Source organism: Tardiphaga sp. vice154, from assembly GCF_007018645.1.
Taxonomy (GTDB): Bacteria; Pseudomonadota; Alphaproteobacteria; order Rhizobiales; family Xanthobacteraceae; genus Tardiphaga.
In genome coordinates this window covers 2,029,663-2,045,284 of the sequence record NZ_CP041399.1, presented here as the reverse complement: position 1 = coordinate 2,045,284, position 15,622 = coordinate 2,029,663, and the positions used below count along the sequence as shown (strand labels likewise).

General features: G+C 64.2%; 15 protein-coding genes. 10 read left to right on the top strand and 5 right to left on the bottom strand.

All coding sequences use genetic code 11. The annotated features are described in order from the left end of the window. The first annotated feature begins 5 nt into the window (after positions 1-5). The 3 genes from fumC to FIU28_RS09530 all read left to right on the top strand — a co-directional run bounded on the left by fumC (position 6) and on the right by FIU28_RS09530 (position 2,148). Entirely contained in the window at positions 6-1,424 is a 1,419-nt protein-coding gene (gene fumC / locus FIU28_RS09540; RefSeq protein ID WP_168209941.1) for a class II fumarate hydratase, read from the top strand. A 281-nt stretch (positions 1,425-1,705) separates the two neighbouring features. Continuing rightward, on the top strand, positions 1,706-1,894 hold the full coding sequence (locus FIU28_RS09535) for a DUF4169 family protein (RefSeq protein WP_143572706.1): 189 nt from the start codon (positions 1,706-1,708) through the stop codon (positions 1,892-1,894). Further along, complete coding sequence (locus tag FIU28_RS09530) at positions 1,891-2,148, top strand: ribbon-helix-helix domain-containing protein (RefSeq protein WP_143572705.1); 258 nt, start codon at positions 1,891-1,893, stop codon at positions 2,146-2,148. The genes FIU28_RS09535 and FIU28_RS09530 overlap by 4 nt, the downstream gene beginning before the upstream one ends. A 58-nt stretch (positions 2,149-2,206) precedes the next feature. Here the strand turns inward: FIU28_RS09530 and FIU28_RS09525 are convergent, their stop codons facing one another. The 3 genes from FIU28_RS09525 to FIU28_RS09515 form a co-directional block, all read right to left on the bottom strand. Beyond that, positions 2,207-5,851 carry an AsmA family protein gene (locus tag FIU28_RS09525; protein ID WP_143572704.1) on the bottom strand — a complete coding sequence of 1,215 codons (3,645 nt, stop codon included), beginning with the start codon at positions 5,849-5,851 and terminating at the stop codon, positions 2,207-2,209. A gap of 116 nt (positions 5,852-5,967) precedes the next feature. Then, positions 5,968-7,281 carry an MFS transporter gene (locus FIU28_RS09520; RefSeq protein ID WP_143572703.1) on the bottom strand — a complete coding sequence of 438 codons (1,314 nt, stop codon included), beginning with the start codon at positions 7,279-7,281 and terminating at the stop codon, positions 5,968-5,970. Positions 7,282-7,419: 138 nt separating this feature from the next. After that, the gene (locus tag FIU28_RS09515; protein WP_210245493.1) at positions 7,420-8,835 is read right to left on the bottom strand and encodes an FAD-binding oxidoreductase; all 1,416 of its coding nucleotides are present in this window, start codon (positions 8,833-8,835) and stop codon (positions 7,420-7,422) included. An 83-nt stretch (positions 8,836-8,918) separates the two neighbouring features. On the opposite strand from FIU28_RS09515, the gene FIU28_RS09510 reads away from it, so the two are divergent. Next, positions 8,919-9,437, top strand: a complete 519-nt coding sequence (locus FIU28_RS09510) for a thioesterase family protein (RefSeq protein WP_246660930.1) — start codon at positions 8,919-8,921, stop codon at positions 9,435-9,437. Positions 9,438-9,439: 2 nt separating this feature from the next. Here the strand turns inward: FIU28_RS09510 and FIU28_RS09505 are convergent, their stop codons facing one another. Beyond that, positions 9,440-9,613 (bottom strand): DUF1328 domain-containing protein, encoded by a 174-nt coding sequence (locus tag FIU28_RS09505; protein WP_143572701.1) that lies wholly within the window; start codon positions 9,611-9,613, stop codon positions 9,440-9,442. A 259-nt stretch (positions 9,614-9,872) separates the two neighbouring features. Between FIU28_RS09505 and FIU28_RS09500 the strand changes: the two genes are divergently transcribed. The 6 genes from FIU28_RS09500 (at position 9,873) to FIU28_RS09475 (ending at position 15,078) form a co-directional block, all read left to right on the top strand. Continuing rightward, positions 9,873-12,398, top strand: a complete 2,526-nt coding sequence (locus tag FIU28_RS09500; protein WP_143572700.1) for an ATP-dependent helicase — start codon at positions 9,873-9,875, stop codon at positions 12,396-12,398. 4 nt (positions 12,399-12,402) lie between these two features. Next, entirely contained in the window at positions 12,403-12,684 is a 282-nt protein-coding gene (locus FIU28_RS09495) for a type II toxin-antitoxin system HicB family antitoxin (protein ID WP_143572699.1), read from the top strand. Between the two features lie 72 nt (positions 12,685-12,756). Continuing rightward, positions 12,757-12,951, top strand: coding sequence for a type II toxin-antitoxin system HicA family toxin (locus FIU28_RS09490; protein WP_143572698.1), 195 nt, complete (start codon positions 12,757-12,759; stop codon positions 12,949-12,951). A 9-nt stretch (positions 12,952-12,960) separates the two neighbouring features. Further along, entirely contained in the window at positions 12,961-13,254 is a 294-nt protein-coding gene (locus tag FIU28_RS09485) for a type II toxin-antitoxin system HicB family antitoxin (RefSeq protein WP_143572697.1), read from the top strand. 139 nt (positions 13,255-13,393) lie between these two features. Beyond that, positions 13,394-14,314 (top strand): ABC transporter ATP-binding protein, encoded by a 921-nt coding sequence (locus tag FIU28_RS09480; RefSeq protein ID WP_143572696.1) that lies wholly within the window; start codon positions 13,394-13,396, stop codon positions 14,312-14,314. A gap of 2 nt (positions 14,315-14,316) precedes the next feature. Further along, a complete protein-coding gene (locus FIU28_RS09475) occupies positions 14,317-15,078 on the top strand; it encodes an ABC transporter permease (RefSeq protein WP_143572695.1) in 762 nt (253 codons plus the stop codon). 60 nt (positions 15,079-15,138) lie between these two features. Here FIU28_RS09475 and FIU28_RS09470 read toward each other — a convergent pair whose 3' ends face one another. Then, the gene (locus FIU28_RS09470; protein WP_143572694.1) at positions 15,139-15,477 is read right to left on the bottom strand and encodes a hypothetical protein; all 339 of its coding nucleotides are present in this window, start codon (positions 15,475-15,477) and stop codon (positions 15,139-15,141) included. Positions 15,478-15,622 lie beyond the last annotated feature (145 nt).

The following is a 15,622-nucleotide window of genomic DNA, read 5'->3' as shown; positions in this document are numbered from 1 at the left end:
CATCTATGGCAAAAACGTCTAAGACCCCCGGTCGGTCCGCCACGCGCACCGAAACAGACAGCTTCGGTCCGATCGAGGTGGCTGCTGATCGCTACTGGGGCGCACAGACCGAGCGGTCACGGCAGAATTTCAAGATCGGCCATGATCGGATGCCGATGGGCATCATCCGTGCGCTTGGCATCGTCAAGCTTGCGGCGGCACAGACGAATCTCGAACTCGGCCTGCTCGACCCGAAACTAGCGAAAGCCATTGTCGCCGCCGCCCGCGAAGTCATCGACGGAAAGTTCGACGAACATTTTCCGCTAGTGGTGTGGCAGACCGGCTCCGGCACGCAGACCAACATGAATCTCAACGAGGTGATCGCAAACCGGGCCAGCGAGATGCTCGGCGGCACGCTTGGCAGCAAGAAGCCGGTTCATCCCAACGATCACGTCAACATGAGCCAGTCGTCGAACGACTCGTTCCCCACCGCGATGCATATCGCCGCCACCCAGCGCATCGTCGCCGACCTGATCCCTGCGCTTGGCGAACTACTCAGGGCTCTGCGAAAGAAAGAGAAGGCGTTCGCCAAGATCGTCAAGATCGGGCGCACCCACACCCAGGATGCGACCCCGCTGACGCTCGGCCAGGAATTCTCCGGCTATGCCGCGCAGGTCGAAAGCGGCATCGCGCGCCTGCGCACCGCGGTGAAAGAGCTGTATCCTCTGGCGCAGGGCGGCACGGCGGTCGGCACCGGTCTTAATTCAAAACCGCGCTTCGCCAAGATGTTCGCCAGGCACGCGGCGGCGGCGACCAAGCTGCCATTCACCAGCGCCCCCAACAAGTTCGAGGCGCTCGCCTCGAACGATGCCTACGTCTACGTGCACGGTGCGATCAACTCGGTTGCGACCGGCCTATTCAAGATTGCAAACGACATTCGTTTGCTGGGCTCCGGTCCGAGGTCGGGCCTTGGCGAGTTGATTTTGCCGGAGAACGAGCCGGGCTCCTCGATCATGCCGGGCAAGGTCAACCCGACCCAGTGCGAAGCCATGACGATGGTGTGCTGCCAGGTGTTCGGCAACCAGACGGCCATCGCCATGGCTGGCAGCCAGGGGCATTTCGAGCTCAACGTATACAAGCCCGTCATGGCGCATTGCATGATGCAGTCCATCCAGTTGATCGCAGACGTTGCGCGATCATTCACCGAACATTGTGTCGAGGGCATTCGCGCCGACGAGAAACGAATCCAGGATCTGATGGAGCGCTCATTGATGCTGGTCACAGCATTGGCCCCGAGGATTGGATACGACAACGCCGCCAAGGTCGCCAAGGTCGCACATGCGGGCGGAACCACGTTGAAAGAAGAAGCCGTGCGGCTGGGGTTCGTGACACCGGCCGAATTCGATCGACTGGTGCAACCGATCAAAATGATACACCCCGGATGAATACCGGTAACGGCTTATTGAGAGTGACCGTACGGAGAAGTAGCTATAAGTTGCAGGCCGTACTTGGCCGACTTCGTCGAGGTAGTTTTTTTTGGAGTTAGAGCAGAAGATAACATCGGCAAGCTTTGCACCTGATTACGATGTGCCAGGTAGGACCGATATGAAGGAGAATTTTTATAATGACTTTCGAAACTAAGTTTGTTTTTGAATCGTACCTCGAGCGGAAACAGCACCATCAAATTTCCGTTCCATCATTTCTTTTCTGAATGATGGGAGTGATCATGGGTGACCTGATCAATCTGAACAGATTTAAAAAACGTGCTGAACGTGATGATGCGGCACGGCAGGCCGAGATCAATCGTGCCCGATTTGGGCGTAGTAGAGCCGAACGAGTTTTAGAAGAGAAGCGCACAATCCGTGCAGAAAACATGCTGGATCAGCATCAGATAAATGGCGAGGACGCATCATGAAATCGCCGGTAGTTAAACGATCTATCGTCGTCGCAGGTCACAAGACCAGCGTCAGCCTCGAAGAAGCGTTCTGGAACGGCATGAAGGAGATATCGAATCTCCGTGACATGACGCTTTCGGAATTGGTCGGGGAGATCGACACCAACCGCCAGCAAGGCAACCTGTCGTCTGCGATCCGTCTGTTCGTGCTGGATTACTTCCGCACGCGCGCCGTCCCGCAGCAGCGCACGCACGATCTCAGCGCGTCGCTCTGACACGACGACCTTCTGCCTGCCCCTGTGGTGCAGGCATTCGTCTGGCGGCTTTAACTGGCTACAATGCCGGCCGCGCTGAACCCGATGCCGGCGGCGTGATCACCAGCGGGGGCGCAGGTCGCGGCTTCGGCACGGGGCGAGCAGCCCCCGGTGCCGGGCGGATCTCGATCGGCGCCGGCAATGGTGCGACTTGCGGACTCACCGAAGGCGCAACCGCCGCGCGCGGCGGCGAGGGCTTAGGGGGCCGGCGCAGATCGCGATCCGGCAGCAGTGCTTCCGGAATCGGCTGCGGGGTCGCAAGTTCTGGAACAGCTTGTGGAATTAGCTTTTGCTGCGGTGCAATCGCAGCCGGCAAGGCGGGTGCTTCGCCGCGCTCCAATTGATCGAGCCGCCGCGTTTCACGGTCGATCGCCCGCACCGCCAGCCACGACGACAGCGCAGCGACATCGACGGTGCGATCGAGCCGGTCGGGCGATCCGGTGGCGAAGACCTGAATCTCCGGACGAATGCTCGACGATCCCGTCGCCGTTGCGGTCAGGCTGACCCGCAGGTCGGCCTGGTCAGCCGCCATGTCAAAGCCCCCGGAGACGATGGCACGGGCGCCGTCGGCCTCGAGCGTAGTGGCGCTGACGCGCAGCCGGCCATCCTTGATGATGAACGGGATCTGCGCCGAGGTGACCGACAACGCACCGGCCGACAAGGCCGGGATGACCACGCGCCGCAGGCTTTCATCATTGGCGACCTCGCCGGCGTCGCTGCCGCGAATGGCGGCGTCGAACGCGCGGGGATCCAGGCCTGCAATTCGCGCACCATCGATGGTCAGCAATCCGTTGCCGGACAGCGCGCCCTCCAGCGCGGAGGCGCTGCGGCCTTGGCTCGCCAGCGTCATGCGCAGCGAAATGCGGCCGGCGGGCATTGCCAGCGACCGATAGCGCAACGCCGCACCATCGACATTGCTCAGCTCGATATGCGAGCTGACCGCGTAGCCGGCCGGCGTCGGCCGCGCGTCGAAATCCGCGACCAGATCGCCGCCACCGATCTTGCCCTTGATCGCGTCGAGCCCGGTCGCGGTGCCGTCGCTCTTCAGCACACCGCTGACCGGCCTGATCTCGCTGCCGCCGGGCAAGACGCCGCGCAGCGACTGGAAGGCGAGCTGGCCGCGCCAGCCCTGCAGCAGGCCCTGGCCGAGCGGCTCGGTGCTGTCGCGCCCGCGGGTGCCGATCGCCATTGCGAAAGCGGGCGCGAGGTCGATCGTGTCCATGCCGAGCTGGCCGTCGATGGCCTTCTCGCCCAACATCAGCGCCACGCGACCGCGGATCCGCGAGCCCGCCACGCTGCTATCGATATCCTCCAGGCTGAGCTTGTCGGCAGCCAGTGTAGCGCGCGACGACAGCCTGACATTCTGTGCCAGGGCTGCGTCGGACGGCTTCACACCGAACAGCGGCGCCAGATTGCCGCGACGGATACTGAGCGTCACCGCACCCTTGGGCTGCTCGCCCCACGGCTCCGCCTCGCCGGCCACGTCGCCGTCGAACTCCGCACCCGCCAGTTTCGCCTTGATGCGCCAGGCTGCGCGCCAGATTCCCGTGGCCGATCCTTCGAAGCCGAGCGGCGCGTCGCCGGCAGCGATCGCGCGATCGAGGCCCAGCAAGCCCAGCAGCGACCTGCCCTGTCCCGACATTTGGGTATCGACGCTGACCTCGCTGCGCGACAGCGCCTCGAGATCGCCGCGGCGCAGCGCCGCCGCGTCCGGCGCAGCCGAGATCGTCGTGCTGCCCTTGATGTCGGGGGCATCGATGGTGAAGGTGGCGCGCGCGCGGCTGGCGCTGGCGCGCTGCGGATCCTTGCCGAGATCGAGCGCCAGACCGACGCCGACGGCGCCTGGTGCCGCCGCCATCGCATCGAGTCGCGCTGAAACCGCGGGAGCCAGCGGCGCGATCTTGCCGCTGAGTTGGCCGAGCGACGCCGAGGTCGCCTTCAGCGCCAGTTGGCCGGTCGCCTGCTGACGATCGAATGCGCCGCTGCCGTCAAGCATCAGGCCGCTGGCCTCGCCGATACGCAAGCGCTCGAGCGCGATCGACGTCGCGCTATAGCCAAGCCTGGCCACGAAGGGCCGCATCGTCTGCCCGGCGGATATCGCACTGCCGATATCGAGCGACAGTTTTCCCGCGTCGGGCCATTCGGCCTGCGGGCCGCCCAGCGAACGGACCAGCGCCGCCGCCACATCGAGGTCGAGCCGGTCGGCCTTGAGGTCGGCATCGATCCGGGATTGGCCCGCTCTGCCGGAGTAAGCCACGCGGCCTTCGATCGTGCCGCCGTCGATCTCGGCCTTCAGCGCATCGATGGCAAAGCCATCCGCCACCGCGGTGACCTGACCGCGCAGCCGCAGCGGCTTCTGGTTGCGGTAGTTGACCTCGCTGCGGCCCTGCAGCCAGGCGGCCAGCGTGTCGGGATCGCTGGAATCGATGTTCACCGTGCTCTTGAAACCGACGGCGCCGGGCTGCGCCACCGCACCGCTCAGCACGACGCGGGTATTGCCGGGCGCGCGCAGGTCCAGCCTGTCGATGGACCACGACGCCGTGTCGCCGCGCAGATCGGCGCCGATGTTCTGGATGGGACGACCGCCAAGCATGAGCTGCTCGGCGCTGATCTCGATCTGCGTGGCCAGCGGCGCCGGCGGAACCAGAGCTAGCCATTTGCGCAAGCTCGGCACAAGCAGGATTTTCTCGTCGCTGCCGGATTCCCTGGCGAGCCAGCGATCGGCGTCGAACTGTTTCGTGGATAGCACGGCATGCAGCAAGGGCGAGGCGCCAAGGCGCCACTCGGCAATGCCCGCAAGCTTCAGTGCCGTCTCATCCGCACCAAAGCTCGCCTCGACCGTGTCGAAGCGCGCGAGCGCCGGATCGGCCTTGACCTTGGCCGCGACGCGCCACGGCGACGGGATCTTGTCGTCGGCATTCTTGATTTTGGGCCCGATCTGGCTCGCGAGAATCAGCGCGCCGTCGAAACGCGGCGCACGGCCGTCAAAGTTCAAAATGCCGTCGAGATCGATCGAGAACCGTCGTTCGCCGGGATCGACGTTGAGATGCACGCGGGTGCCAAAGCCATCGGCGGTGTCGCCCGACGACAGCCGGAACGGATAGCGCGCGCCCGACAGCGAAAAATTGCCCTCGCCGCGCAGCGCGCCGGCCGCCAGCGAGCGCACGTCGCCGCTGAAGGCGATGTCGTTGAGTTCGAGCGCGCTGCGGCTGGCGGCATCATGCAGCGCGACGCGTCCGGTCAGGCTGAGGCGATCGATCGCCAGCGCGCCGAGGTTGAACGGTCCGGTCGATTTCGGCAGCTCGAGCCGGCCCTGCGCGTCGAGGCCGAGATCGACCGCCGCGCCATTGATGGTGAGCTCGGTGGCGCGCCATTCGCCGCGCATCAGCGAGCTCAAATTGAATTCGACGTCGAGCCGCTCGGCGCGGATCTTTCCGGGATCATTGGCCCCGCCGACGGTGACGCCGCGCAGCCGCAACGACGGCGCCGGCAACAGCCGCGCGTCCAGCGTGCCGCCGACGCGGACGGGCGCGCCGACGACGCGCGACGCCTCCGCCTCGAACTGCGGACGAAACTGATTCCAGTCGATGAAATACGGCCCGATCAGAGCGGCAATCAGCGCCAGGATGACGGCCATCGCCAGGCCCAGCAGCGTGGTCTGCACGGCATCTCCCTCGAACATGTTCCGGCGCGATGCCGCCCGCCGGCCAGCCGGGCGCAATCCGAGCGAATGCACCGGAGTGGGCCAACTATAGAGCCAAGTGTGGCGAAGTCACAGCGTCAGGAGGCGTCGTGCGCCAGCGTCCTGGCGTCGCGCGCCCGGTGCAGCCGTCCGGCGACGGCGCGAACCTTGCCGGGCGCCGCCATCCAGATCGCCGCGGCAGCCAGGAGACTGACCGCCGCCCCGATTGCAAAGGCCAGCGTGTAGGTGCCGAAATGATCATGCAACGCACCGGTGACGTAAGGCCCCGCGGCGCCGCCGGCGAGGGCTGCCAGCGTCAGCGTGCCATAGATGCTGCCGAAATGCTCACCCTGGAAGATCTCCACGACGACCGCGCCCATGATCGACGTCACGCCGTAGCCGAGCAGGCCCTGCGAGATCACCATCACATAGACCAGCAGCAGGCTGGGCTGATATTGCAGGGCGATCAGAACCGCAAAGCAGATCGCAAAGCCGACGCCGCTGATGGTCCATATCCATTCGCGGCCGATGCGGTCCGACAGATGGCCGAGAAAGATCTGGCCGGGCACGCCGAACAGGCTGACCATGCCCAGCGCCCAGGCGGCGACGCCCGGCGTGAAGCCGATGTCGAGCAGGTACTTGGTCTGGTGCACCTGGACCGCGTACCAAGCATACAGCCCGCCGAAGAATCCGAGCGCCAGCCACCAGAACCGCGCGGTGCGCAGCGCGCGCCGCAGCGTCCAGTCGGTGCCGGCCCAGACCGGATCGACCACGCTGGAGAGCGGCTTCGCCGACGACGCGGTGGGCGCCGCGTCGCCATCCGGCAGCAGGCCGAGGTCCTGCGGGCGCTTGCGCAGCAACAGGTTGATCGGCACGAGCACGATCAGGACGGTGAGGCCGAGCGCCGTGCAGGCGCTGCGCCAGCCGGTCTGCTCGATCATCGACTGCACCCACGGCAGCAGCGTCACCGAACCTATGCCGACGCCGGCGAACGCCAGCCCGATCGCCAGGCCGCGCTTGCGGTTGAACCAGTTCGGCAAATACAGCGATTGGCCGGAATAGCCGAGGCAGATGCTGCCGGCGCCGACCAGCACGCCGATGGTGAGATACAGATGCCAGGGCTGCGTCGTCAGGGGCGCCAGCAGCAGGCCGGACGCCATCAGGCCGATGCCTAGTTCCATCACCACGCGCGGCCCGGCGCGATCCATCAGCTTGCCCATCAACGGGCTCATGATCGCCGAGACGAGGAAGCCGAACGAGAAGGCGCCGGCGGTCACGCCGCGGTCCCAGCCGAACTCGTTCAGGATCGGCGGAAACAACAGCGAGAAGGAGGTGCGGGCGTTCACGCCGATGGCCATGGTGACAAAGGTCACGGCGACGATGATCCAGCCGTAGAAGAACGGAAGCCGCATCTGGCGGGCCTTTTTCTTGGACGCGATGACGCGCCGGATTTTGGCGGATCACGCTAACGCGCAATCGGCCACACAATCAATTAGAGCGAAGAAAATTTATACAACTTGAAAATGTTTAACGGGAGTTAGCGTTGCGGCTCAAAATTGCGGCAAAATCTTCCCGGGGTTGAAAATGTTGTGCGGATCGAGCGCCTGCTTGATCGCGCGCATCGTCTCGAGCGCCTCAATGCCCAGCTCGGCCTTGAGATATTTCTGCTTACCCTGCCCGATGCCATGCTCGCCGGTGCAGGTGCCGCCCATCGCCTGGGCGCGCTCGACGAGGCGGTGCATGAAGGCTTCAGCGCGCGCGACCTCGTCGGCATCGTTGCGGTCGCAGACCATCGAGCAATGGAAGTTGCCGTCGCCGACGTGGCCGACGATCGGCGCGACGAGGTTCATCCGTGCCAGATCGGCCTCGGTCTCGGCGACGCATTCCGCCAGCCGCGAGATCGGCACGCAGACGTCGGTCGCGGCAACGTCGGAGCCCGGCCGCAGCGCCTTGACCGACCAGTAGGCGTCATGGCGGGCCTGCCAGAGCTTGGTGCGATCCTCGGGACGCGTCGTCCAGGTGAAAGCGCCGCTGCCGCATTCCAGCGCGATTTCGCGGAAATTCTTCGACTGCTCGGCGACCTCGGCCTCGCTGCCGTGGAATTCCAGCAGCAGCAGCGGCGTTTCCGGCAGGGTCAGCTTCGAATAGGCGTTGCAGCACTGCACCTGCGCGACGTTCAGCAACTCGATGCGCGCCACGGGAATGCCGGTCTGGATCGCCAGGATGGTGGCCTGGCAGGCGCCTTCCACGGTGGCGAACGAACAGGCCGCCGCGGCGATGGTCTCTGGAATGCCGCGCAGCTTGATGGTCAGCTCGGAGATGATGCCGAGCGTACCTTCGGCGCCGACGAACAGATGGGTCAGGTCGTAGCCGGTCGAGGATTTTTTCGCCCGCGTGCCGGTCTTGATGATCTCGCCGTCGGCGCGCACCACTTTCAGCGCCAGCACGTTGTCGCGCATGGTGCCGTAGCGCACCGCATTGGTTCCCGACGCCCGGGTCGAGGCCATGCCGCCCAGCGAGGCATCGGCGCCGGGATCGATCGGGAAGAACACGCCCTGGTCGCGCAAATGTTCGTTCAGCGCCTTGCGGGTCACGCCGGGCTGGATCACGCAATCGAGGTCCTCAGTGTGGACCTCGAGTATCTGGTTCATGTCGCGCAGGTCGATGCATATGCCGCCGGCGGGGGCGTTGACCTGGCCTTCCAGCGAAGTGCCGGTGCCGAACGGAATGATCGGGACGCGGTTGGCCGCGCAGATTCGCACGGCATCCTGGATATCGGCCGTGTTCTGCGGCAGCAGCACGGCGTCCGGCGGCTGGTTGGTGAGCCAGGTGGTGGTGTGGCCATGCTGCTCACGCACCGCCTGCGAGGTGATCAGCCGGTTGCCGAACCGGGCCGCCAGTGATTCAAGCACGTTCGCCAGCGCGGTCGGCTCTGGTCGTTTCAGGTTGGTGTTGGATGCAGCCACGTGAAATCCCTCCGGCACGCGGACCGTGGCAAAGGATGTATAACGGGTCAAGGGACGCCAATAGAATTGGGACGGAAATGCCGATGACGCTGACTGCCGATACCACCGACGACTTGCTGCAACAGCCGGTGCCGTTTTTGTCCTCGGTGATGGCCATCGAGCCGCAATGGATCGACTATAATGGCCATCTGAACATGGCCTATTACAACGTGCTGTTCGACCGGGCTATCGATCAGCTCTGGCTCAAGCTCGGGATCGGGCCGGACTATATGAAAGCCCGAAACAACTCGACCTTCACCGCCGAGTGTCACGTCCGCTACGTCCGGGAGCTTCATCTCGGCGATCCCGCGCAGGTCGCGATCTGGCTGGTCGCGGCCGATGACAAGCGCCTGCACACCTTCGAGGAGCTGCGCCACGCCGGCGATGGCTGGCTGTCGGCGACCTCGGAGAACATGACGCTGCATATGGATATGGACGCCCGCAAGGTAGCGCGGTTTCCCGCCGACATCCGCGCCCGCATCCAGTCGCTGGCGGACAGTCATCGCGCGGCAGCCCGACCGGACGGCCTCGGCCGCGCGATCGGGATGCCCGCACGAAACTAGCGTCAGGCGCGGTTGCGGCCGCGGACCAGGCCGACGACGGCCGAGATCAGGAACAGAATGAGGGCGATGAAGAAGATCGCCTTGGCGATTTCGATCGACGCGCCGGCAATACCTCCGAAGCCGAGAACGCCCGCAATCAGGGCAACGATGAGAAACGTAACGACCCAGCCGAACATGGCAAACCCCGGTTTGATGGCGCGGCGGGCGTGCCGCGCTTGATGCCGGGACAAGCCGATCGGGGAACCAAAGTTCCCGGATCTCGGTACCGGCCCGATCAAGGAAGCGAGAGCGAACACCGGCGCCGCACAGCTTCGCGCGACGCCACCCGGGGGATAAGTCTGTCGCCAGAGCCTTGCAGCTCCTATATGCGTCGTATCCTGCTATGACGCCCCCTTTTGAAGCTCCACGGTCGGCCGTGGAGGGAATCCGATTCGCATGACCGAGCCCCGCAAAGCGCCGAGCAACGACCTTCCCGCCTACCAGCCGGCGGCGGGCGGGATCGGTGCGCGAGCGCGCGCCCAGGCCGCGCCGGCGCAATATCTGGTCGGGCTCAATGCGGAGCAGCGCGACGCTGTGGAAACGCTGGAGGGCCCGGTGCTGGTGCTGGCCGGCGCGGGCACCGGCAAGACCAAGGTGCTGACCTCGCGCATCGCGCACATCCTCAGCATGGGCCGCGCCCGCCCATCCGAAATCCTGTCGGTGACCTTCACCAACAAGGCGGCGCGCGAGATGAAGCACCGGCTCAGCGCCATGCTCGGCCAGGCGGTCGAGGGCATGCCCTGGCTCGGCACCTTCCACTCGATCGGCGGCCGCATCCTGCGCACCCACGCCGAACTGGTGCAGCTCACCTCCAATTTCACCGTGCTCGACGTCGACGACCAGATCCGGCTGCTCAAGCAGCTCCTGGCCGCCGACAATATCGACGACAAGCGCTGGCCGGCGCGGATGCTGGCCGGATTGATCGACGGCTGGAAGAACCGCGGCCTGACGCCGTCGCAGGTGCCGTCCGGCGAGGCCGCGGTGTTCGGCAATGGCAAGGGTGGCAAGCTTTATGCCGCCTATCAGGACCGGCTCAAGACGCTGAACGCCGCCGACTTCGGCGACCTCTTGCTGGAATGCATCCGGCTGTTCCGCGAACATCCCGACGTGCTGCGCAGCTACCAGGCGCGGTTCAAGTACATTCTGGTCGACGAATATCAGGACACCAACGTTGCGCAATATCTGTGGCTGCGGCTGCTGTCGCAGACCGCCACGGCCGCGCAGAGCTCAGGCCTCTCCGCCATCTCTCCCCCGCGGGGAGAGGTGGCGAGCGCTGCCTTGGGAGAGGCGACGGAAGTGGCGGCACGCGTCCCGCGCAACATTTGTTGCGTCGGCGACGACGACCAGTCGATCTATGGCTGGCGCGGCGCGGAGGTCGACAATATCCTGCGCTTCGACCACGATTTCCCGGGCGCCAAGATCATCCGGCTGGAGCGCAACTATCGCTCGACCGGCCACATCCTCGCCGCCGCCTCGCATCTGATCGCGCATAATGAAGGCCGGCTCGGCAAGACGCTGCGCACCGAGGATGTCGATGGCGAGAAGGTCACCGTCACCGGCTCGTGGGATTCGGAAGAAGAAGCCCGCGCGATCGGCGAGGAGATCGAGCAGCTGCAGCGCGACGGCAACAAGCTCAACGACATCGCCATACTGGTGCGCGCCTCGTTCCAGATGCGCGAGTTCGAAGACCGCTTCGTCACCCTCGGCCTGCCCTACCGCGTGATCGGCGGCCCGCGCTTCTACGAGCGCGCCGAAATCCGTGATGCGCTCGCCTATCTGCGCGTGATCAACTCGCCGGCCGACGATCTCGCTTTCGAGCGGATCGTCAACACGCCGAAGCGCGGGCTCGGCGACGCCACCGTGCAGATGCTGCACGACGTCGCGCGCCGGCGGAAGATCCCGCTGTCCGAGGCGGCGCGCGCCGTGGTCGATACCGACGAGATGAAGCCGAAGGCGCGCGGGTCCTTGCGCGAGTTGATGCTCGGCTTCGAACGCTGGCGCAGCCGCCGCGACACCGTCAGCCATACCGAGCTTGCCGAGATCGTGCTCGACGAGAGCGGCTATACCGAGATGTGGCAGAAGGACAAATCCGCCGACGCCGCCGGCCGCCTCGAAAATCTCAAGGAGCTGGTGCGCTCGATGGAAGAGTTCGAGAACCTGCAGGGATTTCTCGAACACATCTCGCTGGTGATGGACCGCGACAACGGCGCCGACGACGACGCGGTGTCGATCATGACGCTGCATTCCGCCAAGGGGCTGGAATTCGACAACGTGTTTTTGCCGGGCTGGGAAGAAGGCCTGTTTCCGCACCAGCGCGCGCTCGACGACCAGGGCCGCGCCGGGCTCGAGGAAGAGCGGCGTCTCGCCCATGTCGGCATCACCCGCGCCCGCAAGCGCGCCAAACTGTACTTCGCCACCAACCGCCGCATTCACGGCACCTGGAACACGACGCTGCCGTCACGCTTCCTCGACGAACTGCCGGCCGATCATGTCGAGATCACCGAATCCAAAGGCGGCAACGGCTGGGGCGGCAACAGCGGCTACGGCCCGTCGCGGTTCGACAATGTCGAATCGTTCGGTTCAACCTATTCGACGCCGGGCTGGCAGCGCGCCCAGGCCAACCGCCGCGGCGGCAATAATGCCGGCCAGGCGGGCTCCGGCTATAATGACAGCCAGTCGCCCTTCTCGTCGCCGCGCCAGGACTCGCCGGGCGGTTATTCGAGCCGCAAGCCGATGACCATCGAAGGCGAGCTGATCGCAAAATCCACCGGCACCGAATCGGCGTTCACGCTCAAGGATCGCGTCTTCCACCAGAAGTTCGGCTACGGCGCGGTGATCAAGATCGATGGCAACAAGCTGACGATCGCTTTCGAAAAGGCCGGCGAGAAAAAGGTCGTCGACAGTTTCGTCGAGCGGGTGTGAGTGTATGCCGGTCTATATCGCATTGATCCAAAAAGACGCCGGCGGAATTTTTCGCGTTTCGTTTCCCGACCTTCCCGGCATCGTGACCGCAGGCGATAGCCTCGATGAAGCCATCGAGGAAGCCGAGGAGTCGCTCGAATACGCCGCCGGAGAGTGGACCAATCCGGACGGCTCACACACGCTGCCGACGCCACGTAGCATGGAGCAGTTGCAGGACGACCCGGTCTTCGTCGACGCGGCGGACGGCGGGACGGTCGTTGAGATCGATTACGAGGCGATCGACTAAGCCGGAGTTCGTTTGTCCGAGGGACTGGCAATTACAAGTTTCCGCCCTATAATTTTGGCGGAGACAGACGCTATGTTGAGAGACAGTCGGGATATCATCCCGCGTCTGCAGCGTGACGGTTTCGCACTGGTTAGCGTTAAGGGATCGCACCACAAGTTTAGGCATGCGGCCTCGAGCAGGACAGTGATCGTTCCGCACCCGAAACGGGATATACCGATCGGGACGGCGAGGGCGATTTACACACAGGCCGGATGGCAGCGGGATTAGGAGATAGCGATGACATACTACATCGCCCTTATTCATAAAGATAAGGACAGCTGTTATGGCGTATCCTTTCCCGATATTCCGGGTGTTACCACTGCGGCCGATACCTTCGAAGAAGCCATGGTGGAAGCGGCTGACGTTTTGAGCTTCGCCGCAGAAGACTGGACTAATCCTGACGGCACCACTGAGTTCAGAAAGCCGCGCAGCATCGAAGAACTGCGCCAGGATCCGGACTTCATCGACCTCTCGCAGGACGCGTTTATCGTGATGGTCGATTACTCTCCTCGCGCGCACGCCGCAGAATAGCTGCAAAATCGCCGCTCCTGCGATTGCGCTGCAGCATGGTCGTCCCCATGTACTCAATCCGCGTCCGGCGCGGCCCTCCGCGCCTCGTGGTGCTGGCTTGGCCCGACCGGCTTTCGCTTCAACGCAAGCATAATCCCCCATGCCCCCCATCATATCGATATCCAAACTCACCAAGAGCTATCCCGGCGGCTTCACCGCGCTGAAGGGCATCGACCTCGATATCAACCGCGGCGAGATCTTTGCGTTGCTGGGGCCGAACGGCGCCGGCAAGACGACGCTGATCAGCATCATCTGCGGCATCGCCAATGCCACCTCCGGCAAGGTGGTGATCGATGGTCACGACAATGTCACCGACTTCCGCGCCGCGCGCGAACTGATCGGGCTGGTGCCGCAGGAGCTGCACACCGACGCCTTCGAGACCGTCTGGGCGACAGTGAGCTTCAGCCGCGGCCTGTTCGGCAAGCCGAAGAACCCGGACCACATCGAGAAGGTGCTGAAAGACCTGTCGCTGTGGGACAAGAAGGACAACAAGATCGTCACGCTGTCGGGCGGCATGAAACGCCGGGTGATGATTGCGAAAGCGCTCAGCCACGAGCCGCAGATCCTGTTTCTCGATGAGCCCACCGCCGGCGTCGACGTCGAATTGCGCAAGGGCATGTGGGAAGTGGTGCGGACGCTGCGCGCCGCGGGCGTCACCGTGATCCTCACCACGCACTATATCGAGGAAGCCGAGGAGATGGCCGACCGCATCGGCGTCATCAACCATGGCGAGATCATTCTGGTCGAGCAGAAGGCGGCCTTGATGCAGCAGCTCGGCAAGAAGCGGCTGAAGCTGCATCTGCAGGGCAAGGTTGCGGCGATCCCCGCGGGCCTGGAAGCTTACCATCTCGAGCTCGCCGCCGACGGACATCAATTGATCTATACGTATGACACCAAGAGCGAGCGCACCGGAATCACCAGCCTCCTGGGCGACCTCCGCGAAGCCGGCATCCGTTTTTCCGATCTCGACACCACGCAGAGTTCGCTGGAAGATATTTTCGTCAGCCTGGTGAGGAAATGAGCATGAATTTCCGGGCCGTCAAAGCCATCTACATGTTCGAGATGGCGCGCACCTGGCGCACGGTGCTGCAGAGCATCGTCTCGCCGGTGATCTCGACCTCGCTGTATTTCGTGGTGTTCGGCGCCGCGATCGGCTCGCGCATCACCTCGGTGGAAGGCGTCAGCTACGGCACCTTCATCGTGCCGGGCCTGGTGATGCTGTCGGTTCTGACGCAGAGCATTTCCAACGCCTCGTTCGGAATCTATTTTCCGAAATTCACCGGCACGATCTATGAACTGCTGTCGGCGCCGGTGTCTTATGTCGAGGTCGTGCTGGGCTACGTCGGCGCCGCCGCCACTAAGTCGATCCTGCTCGGCCTGATCATTCTGGCCACCGCCGGGCTGTTCGTGCCGCTGCACATCCTGCATCCATGGTGGATGATCACCTTCCTGGTGCTGACGGCGGTGACGTTCAGCCTGTTCGGCTTCATCATCGGCATCTGGGCCGACGGCTTCGAGAAGCTGCAGGCGATCCCGCTCCTGGTGGTGACGCCGCTGACATTTCTGGGCGGCAGCTTCTATTCGGTGAGCATGTTGCCGTCGGGCTGGCGCACCATCACGCTGCTCAACCCCGTCGTCTACCTGATCAGCGGTTTCCGCTGGAGCTTCTACGAGATCTCCGACGTCAGCGTGGTCTGGAGCGTGACGATCACCCTGCTGTTCCTGGCGATCTGCATGGTCACCGTGTGGTGGATCTTCAAGACCGGCTACAAGCTGAAAAACTGAGCGCATATGCAAAACGGCCCGGACAATGTCCGGGCCGTTTCGTTTCAGGCTTTGGTCAGTTTAGCGATAGCAACGGAAGTGGCCCTTGCGATCCCGATATCCACGGCACTCGCGGCCACGACCGTAGCCGCGGTCGGGAATGCCGAGCACGCCCTTGACGCCGCCGACAGCTGCGCCGACACCGAGGCCGACCGCGCCGCCCACGGCGCCGCCGATCGGGCCAGCCGCGCGGTTACCGTCACGGACGCCCTGATTGGCGCCCTGCTCGGCGCCGCGGAAAACACCCTGCGCCTGCGCGAAATGCGGCATGGCGAGCAGCGCCAGCGCGCCGACCATCACGGCGAGACGCGACTTGGCGGAGAACGAACGCATCGGCAGAACGGCTGTCTTGGTCATCATGTGAGAATGTCCCTGTGGGAGGCGGCGATCCGCCCGTTTGGTCTTGCAGGATGGAAACGTCCGTCAGGGGAACCGGTTCCAATTCCATTCTTGAAAGTGCGTGAATTAAGGCAACCGCGCTTGTCGCCACGGCATATCGCCCGCT

Excerpts from the sequence above, each read along its gene's own strand:
- fumC (WP_168209941.1), top strand. The coding sequence starts at position 6 with ATGGCAAAAACGTCTAAGACCCCCGGTCGGTCCGCCACGCGCACCGAA.
- FIU28_RS09535 (WP_143572706.1), top strand. The coding sequence starts at position 1,706 with ATGGGTGACCTGATCAATCTGAACAGATTTAAAAAACGTGCTGAACGT.
- FIU28_RS09530 (WP_143572705.1), top strand. The coding sequence starts at position 1,891 with ATGAAATCGCCGGTAGTTAAACGATCTATCGTCGTCGCAGGTCACAAG.
- FIU28_RS09520 (WP_143572703.1), bottom strand. The coding sequence starts at position 7,281 with ATGCGGCTTCCGTTCTTCTACGGCTGGATCATCGTCGCCGTGACCTTT.
- FIU28_RS09510 (WP_246660930.1), top strand. The coding sequence starts at position 8,919 with ATGACGCTGACTGCCGATACCACCGACGACTTGCTGCAACAGCCGGTG.
- FIU28_RS09505 (WP_143572701.1), bottom strand. The coding sequence starts at position 9,613 with ATGTTCGGCTGGGTCGTTACGTTTCTCATCGTTGCCCTGATTGCGGGC.
- FIU28_RS09500 (WP_143572700.1), top strand. The coding sequence starts at position 9,873 with ATGACCGAGCCCCGCAAAGCGCCGAGCAACGACCTTCCCGCCTACCAG.
- FIU28_RS09495 (WP_143572699.1), top strand. The coding sequence starts at position 12,403 with ATGCCGGTCTATATCGCATTGATCCAAAAAGACGCCGGCGGAATTTTT.
- FIU28_RS09490 (WP_143572698.1), top strand. The coding sequence starts at position 12,757 with ATGTTGAGAGACAGTCGGGATATCATCCCGCGTCTGCAGCGTGACGGT.
- FIU28_RS09485 (WP_143572697.1), top strand. The coding sequence starts at position 12,961 with ATGACATACTACATCGCCCTTATTCATAAAGATAAGGACAGCTGTTAT.
- FIU28_RS09480 (WP_143572696.1), top strand. The coding sequence starts at position 13,394 with ATGCCCCCCATCATATCGATATCCAAACTCACCAAGAGCTATCCCGGC.
- FIU28_RS09475 (WP_143572695.1), top strand. The coding sequence starts at position 14,317 with ATGAATTTCCGGGCCGTCAAAGCCATCTACATGTTCGAGATGGCGCGC.
- FIU28_RS09470 (WP_143572694.1), bottom strand. The coding sequence starts at position 15,477 with ATGATGACCAAGACAGCCGTTCTGCCGATGCGTTCGTTCTCCGCCAAG.